Genomic DNA, 13,415 nt, shown 5'->3' with positions numbered 1-13,415 from the left:
CATTATGAAAAACAAAGTGGCATTTGTTACCGGCGCTGGACAAGGCATTGGCGCCGCCATCGCTTTACGCCTGGCTAAAGATGGCTTTGCCGTTGCGGTCGCTGATTATAACGCTGAGACCGCTCAGCAGATAACCGACAAAATTATTAGCGCCGGGGGAAAGGCCGTTGCGTTGCAGGTTGATGTCGCCCAGCGCGATCGGGTTTTCCAGGCGGTGGAAGAAGCCAGGCAAACGCTGGGCGGCTTCGATGTTATTGTTAATAACGCAGGCGTTGCCCCTTCTACGCCGATTACCGAGATTACCGAAGAGGTGGTGGATAAGGTCTATAACGTAAACGTTAAGGGCGTTATCTGGGGTATGCAGGCTGCCATTAAGGCCTTCGCCGCGGAAAACCATGGCGGGAAGATCATTAACGCCTGCTCGCAGGCTGGTCATGTTGGCAATCCAGAGCTGGCGGTTTACAGCTCCAGTAAGTTCGCTGTACGCGGGCTTACGCAAACTGCGGCTAAGGATCTGGCCGCGGCTGGTATTACCGTAAATGCCTTTTGCCCCGGCATTGTGAAAACGCCAATGTGGGAAGCCATCGATAAGCAGATTTCCGATGCGGCAGGGAAACCCGCCGGGTATGGCACGCAGGAGTTTGCAAAACGCATTACGCTGGGACGGCTTTCTGAACCAGAAGATGTGGCGGCCTGCGTCTCTTTCCTGGCGGGACCTGACTCCGATTATATGACCGGACAGTCATTATTAATCGACGGTGGCATGGTGTTTAATTAACGCCAGCGGCGTTACGTTAAGTTAATCTCCTTCTGAGCCGGTCTGCCTGTTTCCAGGCAGACCGTTATCGTTAGTCACTAAAGCTGTGTGCCTGAGTGCCTGGAGAAGGTCTGCTCGGGAAGGGGGTCACCCAGCGATACGCGTGGTTTTTTCCGCGAATAGAGCTCTGGCTGCCCTTCGGGACGTGTTTTAAAGCGTCGATGCAGCCACATATATTGCTCTGGTGCCAGCAGCACCGCCTCTTCAATCGCCTGGTTCATCAGTCGCGCAACCGTCTCTTTGTCCGCGCCTTTCAGCGTGTCGCCGATATCCGGCAGAATAATCAGCTCATAACCTATGCCATCAGCTTTACGTCGCGGGACAAAAGGGATTACGGCAGGGCTGGCGCTTTTCACCAGCATGTAACTGCCCGCCGTGGTTGCGGCATCCGGTACGGCAAAAAAGGGGACAAACACGCTGTTGTTTTTGCCGTAGTCGTGATCGGGCGCGTACCACAAGATTTCATTCTGTTTTAACGCGCGGATCATGCCCTTCAGATCATAACGGTCCAGCATCGTCTTGTTCGAGCGTAGCCTGCCTCGCGTCTGCAACCAGTCGAGCAGGGCGTTGTTATTGGGGCGATAGACGCCCACGCCGGGGTTAAGCATACCGAAGATGCGGGCACCCAGTTCCAGCGTGAGAAAATGCATACCGATCAGCACCACGCCCTGGCCGCGTGCACGCGCCCTTTCCATATGCTCATACCCGCTGACGGTAAAACATTTACGCACACGCCATTCAGGCCAGAACCATGCCATACCGGTTTCGATAACGCCCATTCCTACGGATTCAAAATTACGCAGCAGCAACGATTCGCGTTCTTGCTCACTCATCTGCGGAAAGCAAAGCGCAAGGTTACGACGAGCTATCTCTGCCCGACGCGGTAGCATACGCAAAGCTAAACGTCCAAGAAGGTGGCCTGTTTTAAACAGCAGAGGATATGGCAGCTGTACCAGGCTCCAGAGGGCGGCAATTCCCAGCCAGCTAAGCCAGTAACGCGGATGCAAGAAAGCGGCTGAAAACTGAGGCAATTTGGTCATGACTCGCTTGTTCCTTAACTATTCTGCTTTAAATCATGGTTAAACCATGCTGTTGCCGTTGATTTATAAGATTTAGTTCAGAAGCGCGAAGTGTAAAGGCATAAGCACCTCTTACTTTTATCCTTTATTGCGAATTCGCAAGTTCTTTATCAGCCGTTTCGGCTGCTAACGTAAAACGCCAACATAATTTATAAGGCGGTTGGGTAATGCACCGCAGATGAAAGACAACGCCAGGGATCATGCATCCTGTCAGGCCTCTTTAAATAGCGGGCTTTCAGGCGCACTGAACCCGTACGGTCGAAGACAGGAATATTTTCAGCGGCACGACTTACAGCAGCCCCCCAAGTTAGTTACAGCATTCAATAGTCAGTAATAACAACACCGGCCCTGCGGGCCGAGCGGCGACGGCTGTCCAGTGGGGGCAACCGGCCTTCAGGTACAGCTCCGGTTTTTAGGTTTTTGTCAGAAAGGGGCATAATGTCTAAATAAGTGCTCGGAGAGGAAGCAAAAGAGTTAAAAGGATGATGTAACTAAGAACAGCAACGAATGGACTGCACGGTTCGAGTGCGGGAGGAAAACATGCCCTCTGAGAGGTGATATTCCTTATCACCCTGGGTTGAATTTAAGTCTGCCCTCTTCCTCGCTGACCACAGCCGCTTTAACTTTCCCTCATCGGATTCAAGCGCAGATGCCGTTTTTACTTTTTCGCCAGTTGCTTTGCCGTACCGCGATTAATACCGCTTGATAACGCTACCGCAATGACGCATAAGCGACTCCCCTGCCCCGCATCGCCATCTCCTCTTCGGGATCAATTTAAAAAGGTCTGTCACCTGAACCTGTGATACATCCAGGTGCGATATCAGGTAATAAACCATCCTCCAGGAAATTGTTTGCAGATGAAATCGACAAAGGCCTTTACCTTAGGGCTCTGCAGACGGCGAGAGGTATGCAGAATCCAGAGTTCCGTGGGGTTGCCGACTTCCCCCCATGACACAAGCTCCCCGCTCTCCAGCTGACTACTGATAATGGATTGCGGCAATATCGCCGCGCCGGCGCCCGCTGTAACGGCGTCGCGAACGGTCAGCAGCGAAGAAAGCTGCATTACCGGCTGCGGCGAAAAGCAAATCTGGCCATTATGCAAAGTCCAGGTCTCTCCATCCTGATAAGACGGCATAACGACTGCCGCAACAGGAACGGGCGCCCCGCTGTCGGCCTTCGGCATATCGAACGTGGGCGAAGCCGCCAGAATCAATCTGTCTCTGGCGAAACACCTGCCAACCAGCGTGCTCTCCTTGTTCGGGTTAACGCGCACGGCAATGTCAAAATGCTCATCAACCAGATCGCTGAGTCTGTCTTCGGAGACCACTTCGATCCGCACTTCTGGATAGATCGCACAAAATCTGGCCGCAAGCCGCCCCAGGGCAACCTGTGAAAACAGTACGGGGGCCGCAATACGAAGATGTCCCCTGGGCTTAGCGGAACCTTCCTGTACCAGCGTAACCGCTTCGTCAATTTCACTGACCGGACCGATGGTGCGGGACAGTAGCAGCTGCCCCGCTTCGGTGATTTCAAGCCTGCGACTGCCTCGTTCAATCAGGCGTACACCTAATGCCTCTTCCAGCTCAGCCAGCCGACGCGACAGCGTCGCCTTCGGCCTTCCACTGGCGCGGCTGGCTGCGCCAATTCCCCCCGATGTCGCAATCAAGTGAAAATCTTTTAAAGCGTTGAGGTCCATAGCCTGTCTCATTTGTGGAACTATCTGTCACGATAATAGCGGCTATTCGAACAAAATGGGACGGAGTAAGGTTTGTTTACACCAACCCACTCACCATGGAGTAAACATCATGACCATCCTTGTTACCGGAGCCACCGGCCGCGTCGGCCGCCATGTCGTCGATCAGCTTATCAGCCGCGACGCCGATTTCCGCGTTCTGACCCGCGATCCTGCCCATGCTGGCTTTCCAGCGGGCGTAAACGTTATTCAGGGAGATTTGCTCGATATCGGTTCGCTGCGCGCCGCGTTCTCTGGCATCAGCACCCTCTTTCTGCTGAACGCGGTGTCAGCCGATGAATTCACGCAGGCGATCATCACCCTGAACATCGCCCGGGAGTGCGGCATTGAGCGGGTCGTCTACCTCTCGGTTTTTGACGCTGAAAGTGCTGTGAATGTCCCTCACTTCGCTGTTAAATCCGGGGCGGAACGGATGCTTAAGGCGATGGACTTTAGCGCCACCATTTTGCGCCCTACCTATTTTATCGATAATGAAATCATGATCAGGGAGGTCATAGTGGATCATGGCATTTACCCTATGCCCATCGGTAATGTGGGGCTTGCTATGGTAGACGCGCGCGATATCGCTGAGGTCGCCGCTATCGAGCTGATACGGCGTGAGCAGGCCGCTGGAAAATTACCGCTTGAGACGATTAACCTTGTCGGACCCGACACGCTGACCGGCACCCAGGCAGCCGCAGTATGGGCTGACGTGCTGGGTCGGTCAGTTGTCTACGGCGGCGACAATCCTGACGCGTTTGAAGCGAATATGGCGGGCTTCATGCCGACATGGATGGCGTATGAGATGCGACTGATGGCCGAGCGTTTTGTCAGCGAAGGCATGATTCCCCAGGAGGGTGACCGCGAGCGTCTGGTTACTTTACTCGGACGTCCGCTGCGCTCATACCGGGAGTTCGCCGTCATGCTTGCTGGCTGATAGGGTACGGCAATCGATAGCGGGATAGCCTCATCCCCTTTTTCTGGTGACAGGACAGGGATCGCTTATCTGGAGCAGAGCGATTCCTGTCTGTTAGTTAAGACGGCAGACAAGGATGTCGCTGGCCTCTTTGTCTGCGAACCGGCAACCTTAAAAAGCTAGCCCAGTTTTTTTCTGCGCTTTTCGGAATACATTACGCTGTCGCTCTCTTTGATCATCTCATTCAGCGAGGCATATTTGCCGGGGCTGGCGCTGATAACCCCGTAGGAATAGTTAATATTGTAAGGCTTGCTGGTATGCTGATTAAAAGCATTAAGGCTTTCGCGCAGCCTGTTCAGGAACGTCGCAGGCTCGTTGCCGCTGGCAAGTAATACGGCAAATTCATCGCCCCCAAGCCGTCCAACAATATCTTTTGGCCCCAGCAGTTTTCGCAGCTGAGCCGAAAAAACTTTCAGCACCTCATCGCCCTCAGCATGTCCCCACATATCGTTAATAGGTTTGAACTTATCAAGGTCAAAATAGAGAATGCTTAGTGCCTTGTCGCTTTGCTGAAACTCGCTGAATCGCTTTTCACCGCTGTGGTAGAAACCGCGTCGGTTAGGAATATCAGTCAGGCTGTCGGTCATGGCCATATTAATGATCTGAAACTCATCTTCCACGATGAAGGCTAAATCTTTCAGCGAAGCGATATCCTGTTCGGTGAAAACGCGAGGCTCGCTGTTAACCAGGCATAATGTCCCTGCTACCGAACCGTCTGGCAAGTGAACCGGATAACCGGCATAGAACCGAATAAACGGCTCGCCCGTTACCAGCGGGTTGTCGTGGAAGCGTTCATCAAGGCGCGCATCGCTTATGATAAGCGGTTCTTTTTGCAGAATCGCATGGCCACAAAAAGAGATGTCACGTTTCATTTCACGCCCGCTGAGTCCCTGGCAGGCCAGCGTCCACTGACGATCGCGGTCAAGAAGGTTAATCGCCGCTATCGGTACCTGAAACAGTTTTTGTCCGATGCGCGTTAGCCTTTCAAAGCGTTCATCATCCCTGGTATCGAGCAGGTCGATCATATAGACCGACTTCAGTCGTTCTTCTTCATTTTCCGGAATACCAGGGAATTTCATGTTTACCTCAACATCATCAGTGATACGCACATTGTTTTGTCGAACAGCGCTATTTTGACAAACAAAACTTCTTTTCAAACCCAGGAGTACAGAAAGCAAAAGCGCCCTTTTCGTTTTTGCACGCCAGTCCAGCTCGCCCTGAACCTCTCATGCTTTATAAGCGCTAAACCTCTTCTCCCGGCGTTGATCAAATCATCTGCCAGAAAGATTATTACATCCTTAACAGGTAAAACGTGGACGACCGGAAGCATAAAAGCGTGAGGCGCGACAAAGCTTAAAGAGGTTTTACAACGCAACGCTGCAGCGCTTAGCTCATCCCAGGCAGCGTTTTCAAAAGAGACTCAATCATTTCTACGATGCGCCTTACTCTTAGGGGAATAAAACGCGCGTCAGGAAATACCGCATACAAAAAACGATCGGGCAGACGCCAGGCTGGAAGCACCTGAACCAGCGTACCGGTGTGCAGTGCCTGAGTGACAAGCGGCAATTGCATACCGCCGATGCCGATACCAGCCTGTATCGCCTGTAGTAGCCCTTCGCTACTGTTCGCCCGGAAAACGGTATTGGCCGTCAGCTCAACCGTTTCATTTTCTGATATCAGCCGAAGCGGTGCAGCGTGCGCGATGCCGCTGAACCGGATGTACGGCAGCACGGCCAGATCTTCTGGCGAATTAACAGGCGCAAAACCGGGTGCAGCAAAGAGGGGAGTTTTAATGCGCGCCAGCATACGCGCCGCTAGCAAATCCGGCGGCTCGCCGCTGAGCCGTAGCGCAACATCAATACCTTCGCTTACCAGGTCTGACACACGGTCATCAAGCGACAGCGTCATATGCAGCCCGGCATTGTCCTTTTGTAGCGCCAGCAGATGCGGCAGGAAAATCTGTCCCAGCCCGCTCGGCAGCTGTATATGCACGCGGCCCTGCCATTGCTGCTGAGTGGGGCGCAGCTGGCTTTCCATCTCCTGCATCGCATCCAGCAGCGGCTGTATCTGGCGGCGGTAGCGTTCGCCCTGTTCAGTAAGTGCCATAGCGCGCGTGGTACGGTGCAATAACACTACGCCGAGCTCCTCCTCAAGCGCTGCAATCTGCTGGCTGACGGCAGACTGCTTCATGCCGGTCTGACGCGCCGCTTCGGAAAACGAACCCGCTTCTGCAACCCGCAGAAAGGTAGAAATCGCGTTGAGCTTGTTTTTCATTTCGTGGTTTTTCTTATAAGTGACATCAGCCCAGGGGGATATATGGCGAAAATTATATATATCACACTGAGCCTGTTCCTTTCTCTGGAGAATAAGCATGAAACAGACAGGTAAACTCAACGTAGCGCTGGTGGCAGGCGCCAGCGGCATTGTCGGAAGTCAGTTGATTAACACTCTATTGCATCACGAATGGCAGGTTGTCGGGCTGTCACGCCAGGGTTCAGCCTCTACAGATAATGTCACGACAGTGAATGTCGATCTGCTCAATGCAAAGCAGAGCGCACAGGCGCTGAAACCACTCAGTCAGGTGACACATATCTTCTACAGCGCCTGGCTTAACGCAGCGAACTGGACAGAAATGGTTGAGCCGAATGTCACCATGCTGCGCAATCTGGTAAGCAATATGGAACGTATCGCGCCATTAAAGACCGTTAGTCTGATGCAGGGCTATAAAGTGTATGGCGCGCATCTCGGGCCGTTTAAAACGCCAGCGCGGGAGAACGACCCCGGCGTACCGGGAGCGGAATTTAACGCCGCGCAGCTTCGCTGGCTAAACGACGCACAGCAGGGTAAAGCCTGGCACTGGAATGCGCTGCGGCCTGGCGTCGTGGGCAGTGCAGTCCCAGGCAATGTAATGAACCTGGCGCTGAGCCTTGCGCTGTATGCCTCGCTATGCAAGACCGAGGGATTACCCTTTCGTTTTCCTGGGTCGCAACAAAACTGGCACAGCATCGTTGATCATACGGATGCGGCTTTACTGGCTGAAGCGACGCTATGGGCGGCAACGGCACCCGAAGCAAGAAATCAGGCCTACAACGTCAATAACGGTGATATCTGGCGCTGGAGTGAACTCTGGCCAGTTATTGCCCACTGGTTTGGACTGGAGTGCGCGCCGCCGGTCAGGCTTTCATTCCAGCAGTTATTCATAGACTACCGTACAACGTGGCGCGATCTGGCAGAACGCCATCAGTTACAGGAAAGGGATATTTTGCAGCTTAACAATGGTCAGTTTGCAGATTTCGTTTTTGGCTGGGATTACGACATGTTTGGCGATGGAAGCAAATTACGCCGGGCAGGCTTTACGCACTATCGCGCGACGGACGAGATGTTTCTCAGTTTATTTGCCCGGTTCAGGGAAGCCCGCATTATCCCCTGACAGTCTCGCCGTGATCGTTTCTTTATACCAGCGTTGTCAGAGGCTGGCTGATGCTGGTGCCGACACTCTTCAGACGGTGCGCTTGTTGGCCCGCCAGGCGCGCAACAAAGCAGGGCGTTTACTGTATACCGGTTTGCAACTATCGGTATGCAGCCGCTGCCCAATGAGGTGATATTTAGCCAGCGCGCACCAAGGTGATATAGAACGGCACGATCCTATTGATGGCTATGCGGGCAGGGTAGTCCGCACTTTGTTTCTGATAAAACGCAAATCAACCATCAGCATCAGCAACAGGTGCACCACAGCGTAATTCTGCATTCTGGCTTTTCAGGCGAGCCGGCCTTAGCTTTAAAGAGCTATACCCAACAGGGAAAGCCTGCCGCTGTTAGCAATATGCGCATCCCGGTTAAGCCCATCTACTTCTTCTCTTTTCACTACAGCAGAACGCTAACTGCTGATATCGATTACAGCCTTCACATGTACGAGGGATAAAACTCTGTCTCTTTCAGCTGTCTGTTAAAGATAGTCAGACCCATGAAGCCCCTTGGGAATTTCAATCTGAAATAAAATTAAAATTACTATATGTATCAAATAGTTAAATATGAAAAAGGTGTGGGTACTCTGTACCTTTTTCAACAGCAAAATAGCGGGGAGGAAGGGGCTTAAAGTGATAAATAACTAAAAGGAAGATGCTTTCATCTCAGCATAATAGAGTGCGCGCAACGCACTGAACGAACAAAATATTTTGCTTTGTACAATTTTTTGCTGAAATCATAAAAATGTTGCACATAGCAGGATGATCTGTACACTGTCCTGAAATATTGCCAACGGAGCGGAGTGATGAAAAGTAATTACGGTGGGGTAGACGAAACGGCGCGCAGGGCAAACGCCATGTTACGCAGCATGAGTGATGACATTATCGACAAGCGTCACGAATTTGGCCTCGATCAGTATTACCAGACCTTCACCCGCAATTCAGTTGCTAATCTGCCCAGACTAAGCCGCCGAGCGGTAGAACAGGCGATTGAAGAAATGGAATCAAAAGGGCACGTGTTCGGCAAAAAGGATGCGGGCAATACCAAACATTACGCGCTGACCGTTCAGGATGTCGTCGATATCTATGCCCATCGTAAAGTGCCCAAGTATCGCGATATACATAAAGGTGAGGGGCCATTTGTTATTTTTGTGGTCAATCTCAAGGGCGGCGTATCCAAAACGGTCAGCACCGTTACTCTGGCGCACGGCCTGCGCGTCCATCCCGATCTGCTGCAGTACGATCTGCGCAACCTGGTTATCGACCTTGATCCCCAGGCCTCAAGCACCATGTTTCTGAACCATGCAAACAGCATCGGCTCGATTATGGAAACCGCCGCGCAGGCGATGCTTAACGATCTGGATGCAGAACAACTTCATAAAGATATTATTCAGCCCACGATTATCCCAGGCGTGGATATCATTCCAGCATCCATTGACGACGGCTTTGTTGCCAGCCAGTGGAACGATCTGGTTCGCGAACATCTGCCAGGCGTACTGCCTTCGGAAGTGTTACGTCGTAACATCATTGACCGCGTCGGTGATGACTATGATTTCATCTTTATTGATACAGGGCCGCATCTTGATGCGTTCATGCTCAACGCCATCGCCGCAAGCGATCTGCTGCTCACGCCGACGCCGCCCGCTCAGGTTGATTTTCATTCCACGCTCAAATATCTGACCCGCCTGCCAGAAATGCTCGAACAGCTGGAAGAAGAGGGCATCAATCCGCGTATCAAAGGCAATATCGGGTTTATGTCGAAAATGACGTCCAAACGCGATCACGAGATGACGCACGGCTTAGCACGTGACGTATTTACCTCTTACATTCTTGATGCTGCATTACCACGGCTCGATGGCTTCGAGCGCTGCGGGGAGACATTCGACACTATCGTCAGCGCTGATCCTCAGTCTTATCCAGGCAGCGCAGAAGCGCTCAAAAATGCCAAGCGCGAGGCGGAGCGTTTTACCCAGGCGGTTTTTAAACGGATTGAATTTGTCAGGAGTTCACAGTCATGAAAGAAATGAAAAAAATGGGCCGTACGCTGGGTAACTCGAGTTTTTCCCGCATGCTGAGCGAAACGGAAAGCACGCGCGTTTTCATCCTTAAGTCCGGTGCTGAAGCGCGCTTTGCCCTTACTAAAATTCTGCATGATGATATTGAAGCGCAGACCTATGTCGATGCCGCGGTGAATGGCCGCGACCAGGCTTTCCTTACGCCAGAGTCGGTCAGCGATATTTCCCGGACGATTAAACTGCAGCAGTTCTTTCCGGCTATTGGTCGCGAAGTGGATGGACGCATTGAAGTGCTGGATGGCTCTCGCCGACGCGCTGCCTGTCTTTACAACGGCACGCCGTTCGAAGTGCTTGTCACTAAAGATGACCTCTCGCTGGCTGATGCGCGCCAGCTGGCTATCGACATTCAGACCGCAAAAGAGCACACCCTACGCGAACTTGGCAAACGTCTTATGCTGATGTACCCGGAGAACATGAATCAGTCTGAGATCGCCAGGGCAGAAGGGCTTTCCGCGGCGAAAATCAGTCGTGCATTTCAGGCGGCCTCTGTACCTGACGAGATGATTGCACTCTTCCCATCCGTGGGCGATCTCTCTATCAATGATTACCAGACGCTGCTTGATATCGCGGAAAAAGTTGAAGCCCGACATGGCAGTCTGAGCGACCTGGTTGAAGCGGTACGTGAGCGCATCGAAGGGGATGCAACGCTGGATCCGCATGACCCATCGTCTAAAAACAAAATTATTGGCTTTATCCGCTCGGTAAACAGTAGTGCAAAAAGCACTAAGGCTGATAAAAGAGTCGTGACGGAGAAGATGGCTGAGTTCGCGGATAAAAAGCAGTTTGCCCGCAAGAAAACAGATGCGGACAAGCGTCTGGTCACCTATGAGTTTTCGCGCATTCCTGCGCACTATCAGGCTGAGCTGGATGCGGCAGTAAAAGCTATCCTGGAAAAAATGCAGGCTGACAGTAAAAATTAAATCATAAAAGATAAAGGCCTGAAGCGTGAGCACTGCTCTGCAAAGGCCTTGATTTTATGCTTCCTGAGCCGCAAAAACCCTGCTAAATACCCACCAAAATAACCTTCTAACTTACTGTTTAATAAAAATATAGACTAAAAATTTCAACCTGAAATTCCCGGCGTTTAAGGTGCAAAAAGATGCAGCAATGCGTCTGGGGCTCTGCAGCGGCATTCAGACACCAACGTGACGTTGTATCTTATTGCTCTTTCCTGCTTTCTGCTTCTTCTTGAAACTGTTTGCGTAAAAGAGGGACATGCAATTAATGCTGTTATCTCAGTCAGTTAACATAGAATGCATTTCCGGCACCCGGGAACAGTTAACCGTTCACAATGTGTATCTTCACTATATCTCGTTTGTATTGTTCTGAATGTCGTTAACGTCAGGCGTGCATATGCAGGACAACAGGCCCTGTGCGCCGCGCATCGACTGAACCTGCACTGTAGTAAGTAAATTGTCTCGGCTAGCTTCTCAGGATGTGTTTAATGACGCATGCCTGCGCGACTCCGAAGCTGTTCTTTGAGAGGTGAAGACGATTGCTAACCTGTGCGCTCAGGCAAAAGCTGCAGTCTGTTTTTTACGAGAGAGAAAGCAGGGGAGTAATATAAGCTGTAATGAGTAACTCACTCACTACAGCTTATATTACTCACTACAGCTTATGATATAAGCTGTAGTGAGTTCGAACTGCTTTTCTGGATCTGTATAAGCTGTAGTGAGTAAAAGGAGCAGGTAACTCGCAGTGTAGACAGGGTGCAAGCTCGCGAGGCGATGATTCAGGTTCGTCCAGAGATAATGGCAGGCCATGAAAGAGGTGTTGTAGCAGGCGCTGGCAGTCGACAACAGAGTAAACAGGCTGTCTACCCTGATGCTGGCAGAGGATGCGTGTAAGAAAGGATATAAGCTGTAGTGAGTAACTTACTCACTACAGCTTATATACAGAAGATTCGTGCCAGAAGAACGCTCTTGTTGAGACGAATCATCTTTTTGATTTAGCGGTATATTTCGCATTTACAGGTAACACAGAAAGAAACGGCAGCCCCTGAAAGGCGCCAGTAGTGGAGCGGTCGAGGACGCTTTTACTCACCAGAAGCTATATAAGCTGTAGTGAGTAAAATGCCTTGTAAAATGGGCATGACGGCGCCTGCCTGCATTTACCAGGCGATGCAACTATTTGGTTTTAAAGAGTTTTTCCAGATCGTCCATCGTAATGCCCAGTTTCTCCAGAACCTCGAGCTTTTTCGCCAGTTCAGGATCGGGCGTTGCCGGGGCAGGGGATGTTGTCGGGATAGTTTCTTCACTCTCGTTTTTAGGCGCTTTAAGCTTAGGACGCCGGTAATGCACATTAAAGAAGACCGCACGGCCTCTCTGGACCTCGGTGTAGTCCAGATAGCCAATCTCCTTTAACTGCTCCATAGCGCGGCGTACGGTCTGATTTTGAGAGAATACAGGGGACTTCAGGTTGAGCCGTGCGCGCAACCGCGCCAGCGATATAGGAGCAGGGTTTTTGGGCAGGCTTTCGATAAAGGTATAAATTGCCTGCGCTGACTCGCGCCGTTTCAGTACGTTAATGGCTTTGAGCTGTAAAAGGACTTTACGATCAAACTGATACAACTCAAACAGACGAGGATCGGCCTGCAAAATCACGATATCTTTCGCAGTGTCGTAGTAAGCAGACTGCACAAGGTGGGTTACGTACTCTTTAGAGTGCTCTTTGGTGTTTGCCGTGAACGAGATGACCGTACCCGCAATACGCTTCAGAGAAGGGCTTATACGCTCTCTGAGCTTCTTAGAGGAGCGATTTGAAGGTATCCCACAGAGCTTGGCAAACTCAACAAACGGAAGCTGTACCTTATCGCCGATAACTTTATGCTTCGCGAACGAATGGATTATGCCTACCCAGGTTTTGAAATCGTTATCCATGTCCAGCCGGGGGCCGACAATTTCGACTTTATCAAAGCCTTCCGCTTTGGCCAGCGAAAGCCGGGACAGCTCTTCAGTCGCATCCGTCACTGACATGGTATTTTTTTTGCTATTTTTTAGCGACTTAAGGGTAGGAACAAAAACACCGAGCCTCATAAGCGCAACCGGCTGCACCGTATTATTGGCATTGGGCGTCAGCGTAACCAGCTCGCCAGTGGATTTGTCCAGCTCCTGAAAAAGAGCGTCAAGATCTATGCTTTCGTTATCCAAAACAGGCTCCGGATCCTAATCGTTAACGATGTAACTCGATAATTTTTATACTAAAAAGTAGTAAAATCACAAAAAGCGAGCAGCTCTGTATAGCTTCTTCAGATCCGCTGAGCCTGTGGATCA

At 51.3% G+C, this 13,415-nt stretch carries 10 protein-coding genes; 5 read left to right on the top strand and 5 right to left on the bottom strand.

Going from position 1 to position 13,415, the window contains the following annotated elements:
* Positions 1-4 precede the first annotated feature (4 nt).
* The gene (locus D7S44_RS17265; protein WP_120456917.1) at positions 5-778 is read left to right on the top strand and encodes a (S)-acetoin forming diacetyl reductase; all 774 of its coding nucleotides are present in this window, start codon (positions 5-7) and stop codon (positions 776-778) included.
* A gap of 77 nt (positions 779-855) precedes the next feature.
* Here D7S44_RS17265 and D7S44_RS17260 read toward each other — a convergent pair whose 3' ends face one another.
* Positions 856-1,857, bottom strand: coding sequence for a Kdo(2)-lipid IV(A) acyltransferase (locus D7S44_RS17260; RefSeq protein ID WP_120456915.1), 1,002 nt, complete (start codon positions 1,855-1,857; stop codon positions 856-858).
* Positions 1,858-2,716: 859 nt separating this feature from the next.
* A complete protein-coding gene (locus tag D7S44_RS17255; RefSeq protein ID WP_120456913.1) occupies positions 2,717-3,592 on the bottom strand; it encodes a LysR family transcriptional regulator in 876 nt (291 codons plus the stop codon).
* Between the two features lie 109 nt (positions 3,593-3,701).
* Here D7S44_RS17255 and D7S44_RS17250 point away from each other — a divergent pair, with 109 nt between their 5' ends.
* Positions 3,702-4,565 (top strand): SDR family oxidoreductase, encoded by an 864-nt coding sequence (locus D7S44_RS17250; RefSeq protein ID WP_120456911.1) that lies wholly within the window; start codon positions 3,702-3,704, stop codon positions 4,563-4,565.
* Between the two features lie 158 nt (positions 4,566-4,723).
* Here the strand turns inward: D7S44_RS17250 and D7S44_RS17245 are convergent, their stop codons facing one another.
* Together D7S44_RS17245 and D7S44_RS17240 are read right to left on the bottom strand one after the other, a co-directional pair.
* On the bottom strand, positions 4,724-5,683 hold the full coding sequence (locus tag D7S44_RS17245; protein WP_120456909.1) for a sensor domain-containing diguanylate cyclase: 960 nt from the start codon (positions 5,681-5,683) through the stop codon (positions 4,724-4,726).
* A 307-nt stretch (positions 5,684-5,990) separates the two neighbouring features.
* The gene (locus D7S44_RS17240) at positions 5,991-6,878 is read right to left on the bottom strand and encodes a LysR family transcriptional regulator (RefSeq protein ID WP_120456907.1); all 888 of its coding nucleotides are present in this window, start codon (positions 6,876-6,878) and stop codon (positions 5,991-5,993) included.
* A gap of 97 nt (positions 6,879-6,975) precedes the next feature.
* On the opposite strand from D7S44_RS17240, the gene D7S44_RS17235 reads away from it, so the two are divergent.
* The 3 genes from D7S44_RS17235 (at position 6,976) to D7S44_RS17225 (ending at position 11,063) form a co-directional block, all read left to right on the top strand.
* The gene (locus D7S44_RS17235) at positions 6,976-8,034 is read left to right on the top strand and encodes an SDR family oxidoreductase (protein WP_120456905.1); all 1,059 of its coding nucleotides are present in this window, start codon (positions 6,976-6,978) and stop codon (positions 8,032-8,034) included.
* 840 nt (positions 8,035-8,874) lie between these two features.
* Positions 8,875-10,086, top strand: a complete 1,212-nt coding sequence (locus D7S44_RS17230) for an AAA family ATPase (RefSeq protein WP_120456903.1) — start codon at positions 8,875-8,877, stop codon at positions 10,084-10,086.
* Positions 10,083-11,063: a ParB/RepB/Spo0J family partition protein gene (locus D7S44_RS17225; protein ID WP_120456902.1), complete on the top strand. Its 981-nt coding sequence runs from the start codon at positions 10,083-10,085 to the stop codon at positions 11,061-11,063. The genes D7S44_RS17230 and D7S44_RS17225 overlap by 4 nt, the downstream gene beginning before the upstream one ends.
* Before the next feature lie 1,206 nt (positions 11,064-12,269).
* Here D7S44_RS17225 and D7S44_RS17220 read toward each other — a convergent pair.
* Entirely contained in the window at positions 12,270-13,250 is a 981-nt protein-coding gene (locus D7S44_RS17220) for a RepB family plasmid replication initiator protein (RefSeq protein ID WP_120457007.1), read from the bottom strand.
* Positions 13,251-13,415: the final 165 nt, after the last annotated feature.

The organism is Pantoea piersonii, from assembly GCF_003612015.1.
Classification (GTDB): Bacteria; Pseudomonadota; Gammaproteobacteria; order Enterobacterales; family Enterobacteriaceae; genus Pantoea; species Pantoea piersonii.
The sequence above is the reverse complement of the archived record's forward strand: the minus strand, read 5'-3'. Positions and strand labels throughout refer to the sequence as shown.

What these genes read in the sequence shown, in the direction of transcription:
- D7S44_RS17265 (WP_120456917.1), top strand. Translation starts at nt 5, where the DNA reads ATGAAAAACAAAGTGGCATTTGTTACCGGCGCTGGACAAGGCATTGGC.
- D7S44_RS17260 (WP_120456915.1), bottom strand. Translation starts at nt 1,857, where the DNA reads ATGACCAAATTGCCTCAGTTTTCAGCCGCTTTCTTGCATCCGCGTTAC.
- D7S44_RS17255 (WP_120456913.1), bottom strand. Translation starts at nt 3,592, where the DNA reads ATGGACCTCAACGCTTTAAAAGATTTTCACTTGATTGCGACATCGGGG.
- D7S44_RS17250 (WP_120456911.1), top strand. Translation starts at nt 3,702, where the DNA reads ATGACCATCCTTGTTACCGGAGCCACCGGCCGCGTCGGCCGCCATGTC.
- D7S44_RS17245 (WP_120456909.1), bottom strand. Translation starts at nt 5,683, where the DNA reads ATGAAATTCCCTGGTATTCCGGAAAATGAAGAAGAACGACTGAAGTCG.
- D7S44_RS17240 (WP_120456907.1), bottom strand. Translation starts at nt 6,878, where the DNA reads ATGAAAAACAAGCTCAACGCGATTTCTACCTTTCTGCGGGTTGCAGAA.
- D7S44_RS17235 (WP_120456905.1), top strand. Translation starts at nt 6,976, where the DNA reads ATGAAACAGACAGGTAAACTCAACGTAGCGCTGGTGGCAGGCGCCAGC.
- D7S44_RS17230 (WP_120456903.1), top strand. Translation starts at nt 8,875, where the DNA reads ATGAAAAGTAATTACGGTGGGGTAGACGAAACGGCGCGCAGGGCAAAC.
- D7S44_RS17225 (WP_120456902.1), top strand. Translation starts at nt 10,083, where the DNA reads ATGAAAGAAATGAAAAAAATGGGCCGTACGCTGGGTAACTCGAGTTTT.